The organism is Pseudomonas sp. TCU-HL1 (genome assembly GCF_001708505.1).
In the GTDB taxonomy this organism is placed as follows: Bacteria; Pseudomonadota; Gammaproteobacteria; order Pseudomonadales; family Pseudomonadaceae; genus Metapseudomonas.
In genome coordinates this window covers 1,105,586-1,122,607 of sequence record NZ_CP015992.1, presented here as the reverse complement: position 1 = coordinate 1,122,607, position 17,022 = coordinate 1,105,586, and the positions used below count along the sequence as shown (strand labels likewise).

The 17,022-nt window shown below is 63.6% G+C and carries 12 protein-coding genes and 1 pseudogene; 3 read left to right on the top strand and 10 right to left on the bottom strand.

The window, feature by feature from the left end; genetic code table 11:
• Positions 1-130: 130 nt before the first annotated feature.
• The 3 genes from THL1_RS05180 to THL1_RS05170 all read right to left on the bottom strand — a co-directional run bounded on the left by THL1_RS05180 (position 131) and on the right by THL1_RS05170 (position 5,125).
• Entirely contained in the window at positions 131-2,386 is a 2,256-nt protein-coding gene (locus THL1_RS05180) for a TonB-dependent receptor (protein ID WP_069082259.1), read from the bottom strand.
• 328 nt (positions 2,387-2,714) lie between these two features.
• A complete protein-coding gene (locus THL1_RS05175; protein WP_237234772.1) occupies positions 2,715-3,803 on the bottom strand; it encodes an alpha-hydroxy acid oxidase in 1,089 nt (362 codons plus the stop codon).
• Between the two features lie 158 nt (positions 3,804-3,961).
• Complete coding sequence (locus tag THL1_RS05170) at positions 3,962-5,125, bottom strand: type III PLP-dependent enzyme (protein ID WP_069082258.1); 1,164 nt, start codon at positions 5,123-5,125, stop codon at positions 3,962-3,964.
• A 672-nt stretch (positions 5,126-5,797) separates the two neighbouring features.
• Between THL1_RS05170 and THL1_RS05165 the strand changes: the two genes are divergently transcribed.
• Together THL1_RS05165 and THL1_RS05160 are read left to right on the top strand one after the other, a co-directional pair.
• The gene (locus THL1_RS05165; protein ID WP_069082257.1) at positions 5,798-7,381 is read left to right on the top strand and encodes a peptide chain release factor 3; all 1,584 of its coding nucleotides are present in this window, start codon (positions 5,798-5,800) and stop codon (positions 7,379-7,381) included.
• An 18-nt stretch (positions 7,382-7,399) separates the two neighbouring features.
• Positions 7,400-8,023, top strand: coding sequence for a TetR/AcrR family transcriptional regulator (locus THL1_RS05160; RefSeq protein ID WP_069082256.1), 624 nt, complete (start codon positions 7,400-7,402; stop codon positions 8,021-8,023).
• Between the two features lie 316 nt (positions 8,024-8,339).
• On the opposite strand, the gene THL1_RS05155 is transcribed toward THL1_RS05160, so the two are convergent.
• The 4 genes from THL1_RS05155 to THL1_RS31095 form a co-directional block, all read right to left on the bottom strand.
• Positions 8,340-9,035, bottom strand: coding sequence for an ABC transporter permease (locus THL1_RS05155; protein WP_069082255.1), 696 nt, complete (start codon positions 9,033-9,035; stop codon positions 8,340-8,342).
• A gap of 13 nt (positions 9,036-9,048) precedes the next feature.
• Positions 9,049-9,759, bottom strand: coding sequence for an ABC transporter permease (locus tag THL1_RS05150; RefSeq protein ID WP_069082254.1), 711 nt, complete (start codon positions 9,757-9,759; stop codon positions 9,049-9,051).
• Between the two features lie 61 nt (positions 9,760-9,820).
• Positions 9,821-10,606, bottom strand: coding sequence for a transporter substrate-binding domain-containing protein (locus THL1_RS05145; RefSeq protein ID WP_069082253.1), 786 nt, complete (start codon positions 10,604-10,606; stop codon positions 9,821-9,823).
• 72 nt (positions 10,607-10,678) lie between these two features.
• Complete coding sequence (locus THL1_RS31095; RefSeq protein WP_069082252.1) at positions 10,679-12,682, bottom strand: aminotransferase class I/II-fold pyridoxal phosphate-dependent enzyme; 2,004 nt, start codon at positions 12,680-12,682, stop codon at positions 10,679-10,681.
• Between the two features lie 228 nt (positions 12,683-12,910).
• Here THL1_RS31095 and THL1_RS05135 point away from each other — a divergent pair, with 228 nt between their 5' ends.
• Complete coding sequence (locus tag THL1_RS05135; protein WP_069086414.1) at positions 12,911-13,693, top strand: TatD family hydrolase; 783 nt, start codon at positions 12,911-12,913, stop codon at positions 13,691-13,693.
• Between the two features lie 213 nt (positions 13,694-13,906).
• Here the strand turns inward: THL1_RS05135 and THL1_RS31255 are convergent, their stop codons facing one another.
• The 3 genes and pseudogenes from THL1_RS31255 to ampE form a co-directional block, all read right to left on the bottom strand.
• Entirely contained in the window at positions 13,907-14,611 is a 705-nt protein-coding gene (locus THL1_RS31255; protein ID WP_414703742.1) for a methyl-accepting chemotaxis protein, read from the bottom strand.
• 150 nt (positions 14,612-14,761) lie between these two features.
• Positions 14,762-15,112 (bottom strand): annotated as a pseudogene (locus THL1_RS31250) (HAMP domain-containing protein); the annotation flags it as partial.
• A 1,070-nt stretch (positions 15,113-16,182) separates the two neighbouring features.
• Entirely contained in the window at positions 16,183-17,019 is an 837-nt protein-coding gene (ampE, locus tag THL1_RS05125) for a regulatory signaling modulator protein AmpE (RefSeq protein WP_069082250.1), read from the bottom strand.
• Positions 17,020-17,022 lie beyond the last annotated feature (3 nt).

The window sequence follows — 17,022 nt, the reverse complement described above, 5'->3', positions numbered from 1 at the left end:
GGCAGGCCCCATGCCTGACCGGGGGGCGATTTTATTTGAGAACGGGATGCATTAAATCAGGAAACGAATGTTTTACCTTTTATTTACAGCAGCGCGGGCCCTGCGCCCGGCAGGGCCCGCGGCTCGTCCATCAGAACGAGTAGGTAGCGGAGAGGATCGCTGAACGGGCGTCGCCGTATTCGATGGCCGAGGAGCGGGCCACGGTGGTTCCAGAGCCCGCGGTTGTCCCGATGGTCTGGCGCACGCGCTCGACGTAGTCCTTGTCGAACAGGTTGTTGACGTTCAGTTGCAGGTCCAGGTTCTCGCTGACCTTGTAGCCGACCATCGCGTTGTGCAGCCAGTAGGCGTCCAGTTTGGCGTTGCTGGCCGAGGTCACATTACGCTCGCTGATGTAACGCGCGCCATAGCCCAGGGTCCATCCCTCCGGCAGCTCGTAAGTCGTCCACAGGTTGAAGGAATGCGGCGGCGTGTTGCCCAGCGCCTGACCTTCACGCGCCGGCTCCACCTCGGACTTGGTGGTCTCGCTGTCGAGGAAGGTGTAGTTGGCGTAAACATTCCAGCGGTCGCTGATCTTGCCGGTGGCACCCAGCTCGACGCCCTGCACGCGCTGCTCGCCGGCCAGGATGTAGCTGCCGTCGGCCAGTTGCTCGCGGGCGTCGGTTTTCTCCACACGGAAAAGTGCACCATCCAGCATCAGGCTGCCGTCCAGGAACTCCCACTTGGTGCCCAGCTCCCAGGTTTCGTTCTTCTCCGGGTCCAGGCTCTGGGTGGCAGCGGTCAGGCCGCCACCATTGGTGGCCACGCCTTCGGCGGACGGGTTGAAGGAGGTGCCCCAGGCCAGGTAGATGCGCCCGTTCTCCGCCGGCTTGTAGACCAGGCCAGCGCGGCTGCTCAGCTCCTCATCACGGGAGGAAAAGTCGCCGGTCTTCACATGGGTCGCCGAATAGGTATCGCTCTTGGCATCAAACCAGTCGTAGCGCAGACCCAGATTCAAGTCCCACTGCTCGTTCAGGGCGATGGTATCGAAGACGTACAGCGCCTTATTGTCCAACTGGTTCTCGGTGAAGCCGGTGGTGGCTTTGTTGACCGGTCCGTTCCAGGAGCCCAGCGGGTTGTAGAGGTCGAAGCCGTTGGCCGGGTAGGCGCCCGCACCGGTTCCCAGGCCGTGGTTGTAGGTCCTGAGATCGAAGTCCTCACGAGATACCTCGGCGCCGGTCACCAACTCATGCCCCAGCCCGGCGGTGTCGAAGCTGGCGCGCAGGTTGGTCTGGTTGATCCACATCTCGGTGGTGATGTCACGGCCATAAGCCTGTGGGCCAGCCGGCAGGTATCTGCCCGGCTGCAGGCGAGATACCAGTGCACCCGCGCTATTACGCCGTCCCTCGAGGTTGACATGCGAGGCCGACACCACGGTATCGCGATCGATGCGGCTGTAGCGGGTCAGGTTCTGCAGGCGCAGGTTCTCGTTGAAGTCGTGCTCGAGGTTCGCCGTGAAGGCGTTCTGCTCGATCTCTTCCTTGTCCAGGTTCTTCCAGCCGAAGTAATCCTCGCGGCTGACGCCAGCGAGCTTCTTGCCGTTCAGGGCCGGTACACCGTAGTCGGGCAGGTTGTCGTCGGTCTGGTGGAAAGCGCTCAGGGTCAGACGGGTGGTGTCGTTGAAGCCCAGGCGCAGGGAAGGCGCGACGCCCCAACGCTCGCGGTCGATCTCGTCACGGCCGGGAACGTCGTTCTCATGGGCCATCAGGTTCACGCGGAACGCGCTGTTGCTGCCCACGCCGTCCAGCGGCTGGTTAGCGTCCAGGGTCAGGCGGTGATAGTTGTCGGTACCGAGGCCGCCGCCGATGCGGGTGAAGGCGCGGTCCATGGGCTGCTTGCTGATGATGTTGATGCTGCCGCCGGTGGTGCCGGCGCCACCGAACACCGAGTTCGGGCCCTTGATGACCTCGACCTGCTCGATGTTGAAGGTGTCGGTACGGCTGGTCTGCGCGCTGTCACGCAGGCCGTCGATCTGGATGTTGTTGTTCGCGGAGAAGCCGCGAATGTTGATGCTGTCGCCGGAACCACCGCCGCCTTCACCGGCGTTGAAGGTGATACCGGATACGTTGGACAGCACCTGGCGCAGGCTCAGTGCCTGTTGCTCCTGGATGACTTCCTTGGGGACCACGGTAATGGTCTGCGGGGTGTCCAGCAGAGGCGCGGTGTACTTCGCGGAGGAGGATTGCTCGACCTTGTAGGTTTTCTCGGTCTTGCCGTCGACAGTGACGGTACCGAGTTCGAGGGCTTTGCCCTGTTCAGCAGCCAGAGCCAAGCCGGCGGACGACGCCGTGACCAGTCCAATGGCAGTGGCCAGGACGGCACGTTGCGGCAGGTTGTTCTTGTTGCTCATAAGAATCACTCACCAGTGAAGATGGGGCGCGATTCTATTTGCGAATGTTTATCAGTAAAGATTAAAACACGACCTTTACATTATCTTTACACTTCTGTGGATACTTTAATGGCCATTAAATTCGTGAAAAATCTTCGAGACTCAGCCAACTGTCCGAAAAATATTAGCCAACGAACATCGCCAACCCAACCAGCCAAATGCGCAGCCCCCCTGAAATACTGCGACTCGCCGGTCACACTTCGATTTCGACACAGATCAAAGAGGCCCGCTTGCCGTTGTACTGGACGGTCGAATGCCCTACTCGGAGCGATGAACAGCGCCGAATGGTCTAGCGCCAGATCAACGATGAATCGATAGCCTCCAGGTTCCGGCACCCGGTCAGGGCCATGGCGACTTCCAACTCGGTACGCAGCAGGTGCAGCACATGAGCCACGCCCGAAGCGCCTGCCACGGCCAGGGCTTGAACGTAGGGCCGGCCGACCATCACTGCGCTGGCCCCCAAGGCGAGGGCCTTGAGCACATCCGTGCCACGACGGATGCCCCCATCCAGCAGCACCGGCACTCGACCGGCAACCGCGTGCGCCACGGACGGCAGCACATCGAGGGTCGCCGGCAGGCCGTCCAGTGTGCGGCCACCGTGATTGGAAACAACGATACCGGCGACGCCTTGTGCCACCGCCCGCTCCGCGTCCTTCGGATTCATCACGCCTTTGACCAGCACGGGCAGCCGGGTCAGCGACTGCAACCACTCCAGCTCCTTCCAGGTTGGCGCATGGGCCAGCAACGGACTGCCAAACAGTGGGCTGGCGCCCGGCTGGGCAATGCTGGGCGGCAGGCTGCGCATGCCCCTCAGGTTGACCGCCTCGATACCCTCGGGCAGGACGAAGCCAGCACGCTGCTCGCGATTGCGCACGCCATTCACCGGAGCATCCACCGTCACTACCAGCGCCCGGTAGCCCGCCGTTTCAGCGCGCCGGACCAGTTCGCGGGTGAACTCGCGGTCCGGCTGTATATACAGCTGGAACCAAAGCGGCGCCTGCGCGGCCTGGGCGATGGCTTCCAGGCTGATGCTGGCCTGTGTACTGACCACCATGGGTGCTCCCATGGCCGATGCGCCCAGCACGCTGGCCAGTTCGCCCTCCGGGTGCGCCAGCTGCTGGAAAGCCACGGGGGCCAGGAGAATGGGATAGTCCAGGTCGAGCCCGCAGAGCGTCGAACACGTATGGCCGCCGTCGAGGCCTTCCAGCACCCGATTGAGCACGCGCGTCCGCTGAAAGGCGGCTAGGTTGTCGGCCAGGGTCTGCTCGTCCGCCGCCCCCCCGGACAAGTAAGCCCAGGCCTGCGGCGTCATACGCTCACGGGCAAAGGCTTCGTAGTCGGCAACGGCGACGATCTCGGCAGGAATGGGAGCAGTCACGACGATAGGCCTCTTCAGGCCCGCAAGGGGCCATTCGATAATCGTTTGCAAATGTAATTGGCGCTCATCTTACTGCCCTGGCCACGCGCAAGAAACCTCGCCCCCACACATGACAAGGCCCGCCATGAAGGCGGGCCCTGTATGACGCACTCGAAGGCTTACAGGTAGAAGGCCTTCAGCGGCGGGAAGCCGTTGAATTCCACCGCGCTGTAGCTGGTGGTGTACGCGCCGGTGGACAGCCAGTAGAGACGATCTTCGGCGGCCAGGTTCAGCGGCAGGCCGTACTTGTAGTTCTCGTACATGATGTCGGCGCTGTCGCAGGTAGGGCCGGCGATCACCACTTCTTCCATCTCACCCTTCTTCTCGACCCAGATCGGGAACTTGATGGCCTCGTCCATGGTTTCAATCAGACCGGAGAACTTGCCCACGTCGGTGTAGATCCAGCGCTCGACAGCGGTGCGGGACTTGCGCGCCACCAGCACGACTTCGCTGACCAGGATGCCGGCGTTGGCGATCAGGGAACGGCCCGGTTCCAGGATGATTTCCGGCAGTTCGTCGCCGAAATCCTCTTTGAGGAAGCGGATGATTTCCTCGGCGTAGGTTTCCAGGCTGTTGGTGCGCTGGATGTAGTTGGCCGGGAAGCCGCCACCCATGTTGATCATCTGCAGGGTGATGCCGTCTTCTTCCTTCAGGCGCTCGAAGATCACCTTTACCTTGGCAATAGCGGCGTCCCAGACGTCGATGTCGCGCTGCTGGGAACCGACGTGGAAAGACACGCCGTAAGGCACCAGGCCCAGTTGCTTGGCGAGGATCAGCAGGTCCAGGGCCATGTCCGGGTTGCAGCCGAACTTGCGCGACAGCGGCCAGTCGGCCGAGGTGGAGCCTTCGGTGAGGATGCGCACATAGACCTTGGCGCCCGGAGCGGCCTTGGCGATGTTGCGCAGGTCGGCTTCGGAGTCGGTGGCGAACAGGCGCACGCCCTTCTCATAGAAGTAACGGATGTCGCGGGCTTTCTTGATGGTGTTGCCGTAGCTGATGCGCTCCGGGCCAACGCCGGTCTTCATCACCTTGTCCAGCTCATAGATGGAGGCGATATCGAAGTTGGAACCCTTGTCGCGCAGCAGTTCGGTGATCTCGGTGGCCGGGTTGGCCTTCACCGCGTAGTAGACCTTGGCGAAGGGGAAGCAGCTCACCAGCTGGTCGTAGGAATCAGCGATGGTCTGCTTGTCGATCACCACGAAGGGGGTTTCTTGCTTGTCGGCGAACGCCTTCATGCGCTGGAAAGTTTCGGGCGAGAAATAGTCTTCGACCTTGATCGACATGCGAGGGGACTCCATATGGCAAAACAAACAAAAGTAGTTAGGGGTGGCCCAGTGTTTCGTTGGACAACGGGCCTGAACGTCTGATCAGTTTCCCCACTTTGGTTCGCCTACTTCCCAAGGCATGTCGCCGAGGATCTTCAGTCGTTTCCGACATCAAACCTCTCGTCGTCAGTACTTGAGCCGGATGGATCGTTGCCAGCATGGACGTTCGGGCGCGAACTTTAGGACCACAGGAACCACAGATCAATCAAAAATTGCCGCTTTGTCGCATCCCTTTGTCGCATGCCATGTTGACTGTTTCGAATCCTCAACAAAACGTCATGAAATGCTGCACAGATGCGGGTTTCAGGGTGATGACCGGGAAGGATCGGGAAGGGAGCGAGAGGTCCAGCTCGAACCTCGGCATGACATCGCGGCACGCCCCACCGTAGGGTGCGCCGCGCGCACCGGTTCAGCGCCCGCATAGGGAAAGTCGTGGTCCAAATACCGCTGGTGCGCGCGGCGCACCCTACAGACTGTGGGTCACCGGGTGGCCCATGCATCGTAGGCTGGCGCTGAGCCTGCGAAGCCCAACATGCCCGGCGGCGCTGATCGGCCAGCCATTTCCCGCTATAATCCCGCGCTTTTCCGGGCCGTCCGCTGCCCGTCACACTTCCAGCCAGGCACGCACCCATGACCATCCAGGCCGCCGAAGTCGCGAAACGCCGCACCTTCGCCATCATTTCCCACCCCGACGCCGGTAAGACCACCATCACCGAAAAGCTGCTGCTGATGGGCAAGGCCATCGCCGTGGCCGGTACCGTGAAGTCGCGTAAATCCGACCGTCACGCCACCTCCGACTGGATGGAGATGGAAAAGCAGCGCGGCATTTCCATCACCACCTCGGTGATGCAGTTCCCCTACCGCGAGCACATGATCAACCTGCTCGACACCCCCGGCCACGAGGACTTCTCCGAAGACACCTACCGCACCCTGACCGCGGTGGACTCGGCGCTGATGGTCCTCGACGGCGGTAAGGGCGTAGAGCCGCGCACTATCGCCCTGATGGAAGTCTGCCGCCTGCGCGACACGCCCATCGTCAGCTTCATCAACAAACTCGACCGCGACATCCGCGACCCCATCGAGTTGCTGGATGAAATCGAGGCGGTGCTGAAGATCAAGGCCGCGCCCATCACCTGGCCGATCGGCTGCTACAAGGACTTCAAGGGCGTCTACCACCTGGCCCAAGACAAGATCATCGTCTACATCCCAGGCCACGGCCACGAGCGCATCGAAACCAAGGTCATCGACAAGCTCGACTCCGACGAAGCACGCGCCCACCTGGGCGACCTCTACGACAACTTCGTCGAAGAGCTGGAACTGGTGCAGGGCGCCTGCCACGACTTCGACAAGAACGCCTTCCTCAAGGGCGAAATGACCCCGGTGTTCTTCGGTACCGCGCTGGGCAACTTCGGTGTCGACCAGGTGCTCGACTGCATCGTCGACTGGGCGCCCAAGCCGCTGTCGCGCGCCACCCACGAGCGCAGCGTCGAACCGACCGAAGAGAAGTTCTCCGGCTTCGTGTTCAAGATCCAGGCGAACATGGACCCGAAACACCGCGACCGCATCGCCTTCATGCGCATCTGCTCGGGCAAGTACGAGAAAGGCATGAAGATGCGCCACGTGCGCCTGGGCAAGGACGTGAAGATCGCCGACGCCCTGACCTTCTTCTCCTCCGAGCGTGAGCAGCTGGAAGAAGCCTTCGCCGGCGACATCATCGGCCTGCACAACCACGGCACCATCCAGATCGGCGACACCTTCACCGAAGGCGAAGCCCTGGGCTTCACCGGCATCCCGCACTTCGCCCCGGAACTGTTCCGCCGCGTGCGCCTGAAGGACCCGCTGAAGTCCAAGCAGCTGCGCCAGGGCCTGCAGGAACTGGCCGAAGAAGGCGCCACCCAGGTGTTCTTCCCCGAGCGCAACAACGACATCATCCTCGGCGCCGTGGGCGTGCTGCAGTTCGATGTGGTCGCCAGCCGTCTGAAGGAGGAATACAAGGTCGAGTGCGCCTACGAGGCCATCAACGTCTGGTCGGCCCGCTGGATCGAGTGCAAGGACGAGAAGAAGCTCAAGGAGTTCAAGGACAAGGCCTTCGAGAACCTTGCCGTGGACGGCGGCGGCCACCTCACCTACCTGGCACCGACCCGCGTGAACCTCAACCTGATGGAAGAGCGCTGGCCGGACGTGAAATTCCGCGCCACCCGCGAGCACCACTGATCGGGCAGGACAAACGCTGTGGACACCCCCCGCGAACGACAACCCAGAACCCACCCCGATGAGCGCCGCGAGCACCTCGTCCGGGCCACACTGAAATGCCTCGTCGCGGAGGGGCACGCGGGGATTTCCGTCCGCCGCATCGCCAAGGAAGCCAACGTTGCCGTCGGCCTGATCAATCACTATTTCGGCAGCATCGACGCGTTGGTGGCGCAGGCCTACGAGACGCTCGCCACCGAGGTGAACCAAGTCCTGCAGGACCGGGTCAACGCCGCCGGTGACGACCCGGCAGCGCGCCTGGAAGCCTTTCTTACCAACTACTTCTCCCCGGTGACCCTGGATCCGGACCTGCTCAGCCCCTGGGTAGTGTTCTGGAGCCTGATCCGCCACTCGCCGCAGGTGAACGAGGCCCACGAGCGCACCTACGGCCGCACGCTGCGGATGCTGGAAGTGCTGCTGTCCGACCTGTCACGCAAGGAAGGCTTCGCCATCGCCAAGCCACGCCTGGCAGCCATCGGCCTCTCCGCACTGCTGGACGGTCTGTGGCTGGAGTGGTGCCTGAACCCGGCCAACTTCAGCGCCGGTGAGGGACTGGAAATCAGCCGACGCTGGATCGCCAGCCTGCGCGACGGCGCCTACGCCTGAGGGCAGCCGGAACCGCCAGGGGCCAGCTGCGCCGCCCATCGCGAGTAAAGAACCACGTTATAAGGGGGCCATCCTCACACGCAGCACCCAGCTGATCTCCGCCACAGTACCCAGCAGTAGGGTGCACCATGCGCACCGAGGCGATGGCGGTGACTCCGAGTCTGTCTCACGGCGCACCCTACGGGGCCAGCAGCATCCTGCTGGTTTGCTGACTCGAATCGTCACAGGCAGAGCCGGTGACTCATGACCACGTCCTCAGGACGTGGTTTCCCACGTTCAAATGAATTCGCGAAGCAGACCTAAGGTCTGCCCCAGGCTAGGCAGCGCGGCGGAACATGCTTCGCCGCTCCACCCGCGCGGCCCCTGCCTCGATGACGAAGGTCAGGCAGATGTAGATCCCCGCGACCAGCAGCAACGGCTGGTAGATCTGGAAGGTCTGGGCACGCACCACGTTGGCCGCACCCAGGAGGTCCACCACCGCCACGGTGGAGGCCAACGCGGTGGACTTCAGCAACAGCACCATCTCCCCAGCCAGGGTCGGCAGCAGCAGGCGGATCGCCCGAGGCAGCCAGACCCGCACCAGCACCAGCCGACGATGCATGCCGAAGGCCGCGGCGGCTTCCAGCTCACCGCGCGGCACCGACTTCATGCCGCCGCGGATCACCTCGCCCACATAAGCGCCGACCGAAAGCACCAGCGCCAGCACGATGTACCAGAAGCCATCACGCAGGTAGGGCCAGAGGAAGCTGCCGCGAATCAGCGGGAACTGGGCGAACAGGCTGCCCACGCCGTAGTAGAAGATGTAGATCTGCACCAGCAGCGGCGTACCGCGAATCACGCTGGTGTAGGCCAGCGCAAGCTTGGAGATCAGCGGGTTGCGCGACATTCGCGCCAGCGCCACCCCCAGCGCCAGGACGAAGCCCAGCACGGCGGAGATCAGCAAGAGCAGCAAGGTGGTACCCAGCCCGTCGAGCAGCAGGTGGGCGTAGTCGGCGATCCAGCTCAGGTTCATCGGAAACACCTCCTCACACCGCGGGCATCCAGCGACGGAAGCGTCGCTCGAGCCAGCCGGACAACAGATTGGAAAGCAGCGTCAGCACGTAGTAGAACGCCGCCGCGGTGAGATAGAACACCAGGTACTGGCGCGTGGAGCCCGCAGCCTGCTTGGCGGTGAACAGCAGCTCGCTGGTTCCCACTACGCTGATCAGCGCACTGTCCTTGATCAGATTGACCCAGAGGTTGGCCATCCCCGCCAGGGCGTTGGGCGCCATCGCCGGCAGCGTCACCCGGCGGAACAGGCTCGAACCGCTCATGCCGAAGGCGCGCGCGGCTTCGATCTGGCCATGGGGAATGGCCTGGATCGCCCCCCGGAAGATCTCCGAGGCATAGGCGCCCTGCACCAGTCCCAGCACCAGGATGGCCACCAGGGTACCGTTGAGCTTGACCTGGCCGTAGCCCAGCCAGCTCACCACCTCGTTGATCCCCATGGAACCGGCGTAGAACAGCAGCAGGATCAGGAGCAGCTCGGGCACGGCGCGGCACAGGGTCGTGTATCCGCGCATCAGCTTGGCCAGCGGACGCGGGCCGTTGAGTTTGGCGACGGCAACACAGAGCCCGATCAGAATCCCGACCAGGAAGGCGCCAACGGAGATTTCCAGGGTGACCCACAAGCCCTTGAGCAGGGCTGAGCCCCAGCCCTGGGGGCCGAAGCCGACCAGATCGAAGTAAGACGACATCAAGACACCTCGACGCGAAGCAGAAACCGGCCGCCCCGGTAGCCCGGGGCGGCCACGCGGGTCATTCTTTCGGCGCGACGCTCACGTCGAAGTAGCGGGCGGAGATGGTCTTGTAGTCCTCGCTGGCCAGGAGCTTGCCGATGGCGTCGTCGAGACGGGCCCTGAGTGCCTGATCCTCCTTGCGCACGCCGGCTCCCATGCCGCGTCCGAGCACCGCGTCATGGGGCACCTCGCCCTTCACCACTAGGCTGGCGGCGTGGGCATCGGCGGATTTGACGAAGTCGGCCACGCCCAGGCCGTCTGCCAGCATCAGGTCGATGCGTCCGGCCGTGAGGTCGGCGTTCACCGAGTCCTGGGTGTCGTAGTAGCGGACGTCGGCCACACCCTCGTAGAACTTCTTCACGTAGCTGGAGTTGTTGGTGGAAATCTGCACGCCAATCGCCTTGCCCTTCATGGATTCGGGCGTCGCATTCACCTCCAGGGCCTGCGGCGCGACGATCACGGTCGGGGAGTTGTAGTACGGACGACTGAAGGCAATCTGCTTCTCGCGCTCCTCGGTGATGGACATGGAGTTGAAGATCACATCGACCTTCTTCGCCAGCAGCGCGGGGATGATGCCGTCCCAGGCCACCTCTTCGATCACGCACTCAGCCTGCATGTCGGCGCACAGCTTGCGGATCAGGTCCGGCTCGAAGCCGGTCCACTGGCCATCCGGGTGCCTCACCGAAAAGGGCGGATAGGGTTCCGCCGCCAGCGCGAACCGGATGGGCTCGGCCTGCGCGCCCGCAATCCCGGCGACGAGCATTGCCGCGCCAGCCATCCAACCTGCCAGTCCAGATTTCTTCATCGTGATCCCCTTGCCCTGCTTGGTTTTGTTGTGATTCGAGCGTATCGAGGCGGCCGCCAGTGGCGGCCACTGTCATCGATTCTGGTGAGCGGTGACGAACTGCCGGCAGCGCTCGCTATGCGGCCGCAGGAAGACCTCCTGGGGAGGCCCTTCTTCTTCGATTCGCCCCTGATGGAGGAAGGCGACATGGCTGGAAACGTCGCGGGCGAAGGCCATTTCATGAGTCACCAGGATCATGGTGCGGCCTTCCTCGGCCAGCGACCGGATTACCCGCAGCACCTCACCGACCAGTTCGGGGTCAAGCGCCGAGGTGGGCTCGTCGAACAGCATGACCTTGGGCTCCACTGCCAGGGCGCGGGCAATCGCCACACGCTGTTGCTGGCCGCCCGAGAGGAACGACGGATACTCGTGGCGTTTGGCCGCGAGCCCCACCCGGTCCAACAGCGCCTCGGCCCGCTCGACCGCCTCGGCACGGCTTTCGCGCAGCACCTGGATCGGCGCCTCGATCAGGTTTTCCAGCACGGTGCGGTGAGGCCAGAGGTTGAAGCTCTGGAACACCATGCCGAGCCGCGAGCGGATTCGCGTCAGTTGCTTCTGGTCAGCCACCATCGGCTCGCCAATCCGGTCGGTGGTGAGGCGAATGCTTTCGCCATCGACCGTGACCGTGCCCTGGTTGGGTATCTCCAGCATGTTGATGCAACGCAGCAGGGTGCTCTTGCCAGAGCCACTGGCGCCGATCAGGGAAACCACACCGCCTTCCTCGGCGGTCAGCGAAACACCCTTGAGCACCTCGAACTGGCCGAAACGCTTGTGGATGGAATCCACCTCGACCATCTTCGGCCGCTCCGCCTTCAAGGCCGTGGAATCGACCACGACTGTCGAACGCACCTCGATGATCGACACCGGTTTCAAGGTGGCGGCGAAGCGACGAATGCGCACGCAGGCTTCAGCCAGCTGCTCTTCGCCCAGGCTGTAGGAGAGGCGTACGAACCCCTCAGCGGCGGGGCCGAAGGCGGCAGCATCGAGCACCGACACGCCGGTTTCGCGGAACAGTTGCCAGGCGAAATCCAGGGAGCTGAGGCCGCTGGCCCGTACGTCCAGCAGGACGAACATCCCCGCCTCGGGCTTCAGCACCTTGAGCAGGGCGCAGCCTTCCAGCGCGTTGACCACCAGGTCGCGGCGCCGCTGATATACCGCGCGCATTTCGCGGGTGACCGAGTCATAGGCGCGCACTGCGGCCAACGCCGCCTCCTGGACGAATCCCGGCAAGCCGTAGAGGACGTTCAGCGCAAGGTTTTCGATATGGGCCACCAACTCGGGGCTGGCGATGACCCAGCCTGTGCGCCAGCCCGTCATGGCGTGGGACTTGGACAGGCTGCCGATGCTCACCGTGCGCTCGCGCATGCCCGGCAACGTGGCGAAGTAGCGGTGCGGCTGTTCGAAAGCCAGGCTCTCGTAGACCTCGTCCACGACCACCCACAGGTCATGCTGCCGCGCCAGTTCGGCGATGGCCTGCATCTCCTCGGCCGTCAGCACGACGCCCGTAGGGTTGTTCGGGTTGGCGAAGAAGATGGCCCGGGTACGTTCGCTGATGGCCCCGCGCAGGGCCGCGAGGTCAGGCCGGAAGCCACCCTCGGCCGGACAGGGCACGCGCACCAGCGTAGCGCCGGTGGCTTTCAGGGTGGCTTCGTAGGTCACGTAGACCGGATCGAAGACGATGACTTCGTCGCCCGCTTCCAGCAGGCACATGGCCGCCGCATAGAGGCCATTCTGGGCGCCCGCGACGAGGATGGCGCAGTCCGCCGACACCGGCTGGCCGGTCAGTCGCCCGTGCAGATCGGCAATGGCCTGGCGCAGCTCGGGACGGCCGGCGACGTCACAGTAATGCGTGTCACCGGCCTGCAGGGCTTCGATGGCGGCGTTGGTGATGGGTTCGGGGGTGGCGAAATCCGGATCGCCAATGCTGAGGACGATCACGTCCTCGCCGGCACGTTGGGCGGCGATAGCCGCGTAGTGAATATCCCAGGCTGCTGTGCCTGGCCCAGCCATCCTCTCCACAAGCGAAGCAAAACGCATGTTCGAGCCCCATTGAAATGGTGGAATCCGGGTCACGCCACTGCATCGGCGAACCGGCAAGTGGGCCCAAACATAGCCGAGCATGAACGAGTGTTCAATAGCGTTTTTTCAGCCGATTCTCACAGCCCAGCGCAATGCCCCGAGGCAGAGCGGATGCACTCGGAAAAACCGCCCGAATTCCCCAAGGATGCGCATGCCGGACCGGCGCGACCGGTATATGCTGGCGCCATGCTGATCGATACCCACAACCACCTCGACTTCCCCGACTTCGACGCCGACCGCAGCGCCGTACTGGCGCGCTGCCGTGCCCTGGGCGTACGGCGTCAGGTGCTGCTGGGGGTCTTTCGCGAGAACTGGCAACGGATCTGGGACCTGGCCAACGCCGAGGAGGACTTCTGCACCGCCTTTGGCTTGCATCCGGTCTATCTGGCGCAACACCGCAATGAGCACGTGGCGGAGCTGCGCCAGCTGCTGGAACGCCACGCCGGGCACCCCAAGCTCTGTGCAGTGGGCGAGATCGGCCTGGACTACTTCCTCCCCGAACTGGACCGCGACGCGCAGCAGCACCTGTTCGACGCGCAACTGGCCCTGGCGGCGGAATTCGAACTCCCGGTGCTGTTGCATGTGCGGCGCAGCCATGCGGTGGTGATCGCCACCCTGAAGCGCTTCCGCCTCAAGCGGGCGGGAATCGTCCACGCCTTTGCCGGCAGCGTTGAAGACGCGAAGGAATACCGCAAGCTGGGTTTTCGCCTCGGCCTCGGCGGCGCCCCCACCTGGCCTCAGGCCAACCGCCTGCGCAAGGTCGTGGCGCAGTTGCCGCTGGAAGACATCGTGCTGGAAACCGACTCGCCGGACATGGCGCCCGCCATGCACCCTTACGGGCGCAACAGCCCGGAGTTCCTCCCGGATATCTGCGCAGCCCTCGCGGAGATTCGCGGCGTCACCCCCGAGGCACTGGCCGAGGCCAGCACGCGCAATACCTGCGAGGTGTTCGGCTGGAAGAACTTATAGGGGCGAATATTGCTTTGTAGGAACTGGCAAATCGTAGCCCGGATGAAATTCGGGAGCGGTGGCTGAACTTCTCCCCGGATTTCATCCGGGCTACGAAACTGGGCTCGGCTCTAGGGTGGATGGCGCTTTTTCCATCCACCATCGGCGCTCAAACCGGGCCCCGCCTGGTGGACATGAAAAGCGATGTCCACGCTACGCAGGCGCCTTCGGACGTCAGACGCGGAACGCGCCGATCAACTGTTTGAGCTGCGCCACCTGGCCGGACAGCTCCCGGCTGGCCCGTTCGGTCTGGCTCGCACCTTCGGCGGTGCGCTCGCCGGCATGGTTGATCTCGACAATGTTCTGGTCGATGTCATGTGCCACCGCAGTCTGTTGTTCCGCCGCGGCGGCAATCTGCTGGTTCTGGTCGACGATCATGCCCACCGCGCCCAGGATGTTCTCCAGCGCGGCCTGCACCTTGCCGGATTGGCCGACCGTGCCGTCGGCCATCTGGTGGCTGGTGTTCATCGCTTTCACCGCCGCGCCGACACCGCCTTGCAGCTTGACGATCATCTGCTCGATTTCTTCGGTGGACTGCTGAGTGCGCTTGGCCAGCGTACGCACCTCATCGGCCACTACGGCGAAGCCACGGCCCTGCTCGCCGGCACGGGCGGCTTCGATAGCGGCGTTCAGCGCCAGCAGGTTGGTCTGCTCGGCAATGCCCTTGATCACTTCCAGCACGCGGCTGATGGATGCACTGTCAGCCGCCAGCTGATTGATCACCGTCACCGACTGGTCGATCTCGCTGGCCAGGCGCTCGATGCTGCCCAACTGCGACTCCACCAGCGCACGGCCACTGACGGTTTCCTGATTCACACTCTGCGCACTGTCCACGGCGGCGGCGGCACTGCGCGCCACTTCCTGGGCAGTCGCGGACATCTGGTTCATGGCCGTGGCCACTTGCTCGATCTGGCTGCGCTGCCCGGCGACCGCCTGATTGCTCTCACCGGATACCTGCTCCACGCGACCGGCCTGGCGCTCCACTTCTGCAACGGTGTGGCCGACCCGCTCGATCAGGTCATGGATCTTCTCCACGGTGCCGTTGAACACCTGGCCCAACTCACCCAGCTCGTCGCGACTTTCCGCGCGGAAGTTCACCGTCATGTCGCCTGCGGCGACCTGATCCATCACTTTGCCCAGGCTCTTCAGCGTCGTACGGGTCGACACGTAGAAGCCGCTGTAGAGGTAGACGATGGCGATGAACACGACCAGCAGCGCCACGACCAACAGCACGGTTTGCACGCGCTTGCCGGCCAGGCGGCTTTCCAGTTCGGCCTTGAGGAAGGCCAGGGAGCCGTCGTTGAGCTGATAGGTCTTGTCCAGCGAGGCGCTTACCCGGTCGTAGAACTGTTGCCAGGGCGTAGTGAGGGTGTCGGCCATGATGACCTGATCCTCGAACAGCGTGGCACTCTGCTTGATAGTGTCGCGGCTGGCGGCGGTCAGGCCACCCAGCGCCTGCTGGGCGCGTGGGCTGCCGTCGAGGGCATCGGCGATCTTCAGGCCGTATTCCGCATTGAGCTTGTCCAGGTCCAGCAGCAGGTCGTCCAGCTTGGTGCTCGCGGCCGAGTTGAGGAAACCCTGTCCCAGCGAGTAGGCACCGGTGGCGCGCCCCTTGCCCAGAGCCATGGTCACCTGCGGCGTGGCCGAGGTGACCAGTTCGGTGATCTGCCGGACATCGGCCTGATCGTCCTGGCTGAGGCCGGCCTGGCCAGCGACGAACTTGATGAAGACCTGGGCGTTACCGAGCAGTTTCTCGATCATCGCGCTCTTGCTCTGCAGCGAGGTCTCGCCCTTGGCGGCCTGCAGGGCAGTCAGCAGCTCGTCGCGCTTGGTCTTGAAGGACTCCACCTGTCCGGGCTCGGACACGACCGGCTCCAGGCCCTGGAGCGTGGCCAGCAGCTCTTGCTCGAGACTGGCGATGCGCTTCTCCAGATCACCGGCCTGACCCGACTGGCCGATCATCGAGTTGATCAGCACCATATCGTTGAGGCTTTCCAGGTTGCGCCGCACCGTGAGGCTGGCGCCCAGGAGGTCGAGGCTCTCCAGCTCCGCGCGCGTGCTGACGAATTGTCGGTAGGAGTCGCGCACCAGATAGAAGTTGGTGATCAACATCGGCAGGAAGAACAGAACACTGATCAGACTGAACTTCATGCCGAAGCTGAGCCGATTCATCAGGGCGATGGCAGGATACAACAGGGTCTTCACGAGACGTCTCCTGTTCTCATTTATTGTTATGGACGCGCTCTGGGCGACGGGTGACCCGCCAAGCCTTGCAGCATCCCGACGCTGCAAGGCGGCCGTCTTACTCAGTCAGATGCTTCTGTGAGCAAATTCAGACTTTTCTGGCGCGCTCATCTGTGTACCCGATATCGGCAGGAGTTTCTGTAACTAAAGGTTAAGCAAGGCAGGACCCGCCCGGCAGCTGCACCGGGCGGGCGATGGAGCGGGTTTCAGAACAGCAGCGTCCAGACGGCGAAGCCGGCGTACCAGAGCACCGCAGCGCGGACCAGCAACTGCCAGAGCGCGTCCAGGGTTGCCACACCGGCATCGCCAGTGGCCGGCTCCGGCAGTTCAGCGGCAGCGCGGCCGGCCAATTCGATATAGCGGTGCGCCGGTATTTCCCAGTTCAGCAGCTCGTGCAGCAGCACGCGACTGACGCCGACGAAGTTGCCCACCAGCGAGAAGCTGGCCGCGAGGACCCGAACCGGTAGCCAGTCGAAGGCATGGCGAATCATGCCCGCACGCTCACGCAGCGCCGGCGTGCCAGCACCCTCGGAAGCCAGGGCCAGCAGCCGATACGCCAGGGCTGCCACCGGGCCCAACAGGGCGTACCAGAAAATCACCGCAAAGAAGCCCTCATACGCCTGCCACAACTGGTAGCCCTGCACCTGATTCAGGAGATCCGCGCCCTCCTCCGCCTCCAGGCCTAGGTCGCGCTCGGCGACATGGTAGGCACCTTGCGTGTCGCCACGTCGCCAGGCATCGCGGAATGGGCCGAGGTCGGCCAGCACATCGCCACGGCCAAGGCTGTAGATGATCACCAGCAAATGCACCGGCAGCGCCAACCAGCCGTAAGCCACCGGCTCCAGCACCAGCAGGAGCAGCGCCAGTACCGCCAGGGGCAACAGCACCAGCAACGCCAGGATCAGCGATGGGCTCCCCGCCAGGCGCGGGTTGGCTTCAGCCTTGGCCAGCTCGCGCAGCCAGAATCCATCCTGCTGGATATGCCGACGCCAGGCCGAAAACTTCTCGATCCAGAGCACCATCAACAACACCAGAAAATACATGGT

Bases quoted from the DNA above. Each gene is read 5' to 3' on its own strand.
- THL1_RS05180 (WP_069082259.1), bottom strand. From the start codon at position 2,386: ATGAGCAACAAGAACAACCTGCCGCAACGTGCCGTCCTGGCCACTGCC.
- THL1_RS05170 (WP_069082258.1), bottom strand. From the start codon at position 5,125: ATGTCGATCAAGGTCGAAGACTATTTCTCGCCCGAAACTTTCCAGCGC.
- THL1_RS05165 (WP_069082257.1), top strand. From the start codon at position 5,798: ATGACCATCCAGGCCGCCGAAGTCGCGAAACGCCGCACCTTCGCCATC.
- THL1_RS05155 (WP_069082255.1), bottom strand. From the start codon at position 9,035: ATGAACCTGAGCTGGATCGCCGACTACGCCCACCTGCTGCTCGACGGG.
- THL1_RS05150 (WP_069082254.1), bottom strand. From the start codon at position 9,759: ATGTCGTCTTACTTCGATCTGGTCGGCTTCGGCCCCCAGGGCTGGGGC.
- THL1_RS05145 (WP_069082253.1), bottom strand. From the start codon at position 10,606: ATGAAGAAATCTGGACTGGCAGGTTGGATGGCTGGCGCGGCAATGCTC.
- THL1_RS31095 (WP_069082252.1), bottom strand. From the start codon at position 12,682: ATGCGTTTTGCTTCGCTTGTGGAGAGGATGGCTGGGCCAGGCACAGCA.
- THL1_RS05135 (WP_069086414.1), top strand. From the start codon at position 12,911: ATGCTGATCGATACCCACAACCACCTCGACTTCCCCGACTTCGACGCC.
- THL1_RS31255 (WP_414703742.1), bottom strand. From the start codon at position 14,611: ATGTCCGCGACTGCCCAGGAAGTGGCGCGCAGTGCCGCCGCCGCCGTG.
- ampE (WP_069082250.1), bottom strand. From the start codon at position 17,019: ATGTATTTTCTGGTGTTGTTGATGGTGCTCTGGATCGAGAAGTTTTCG.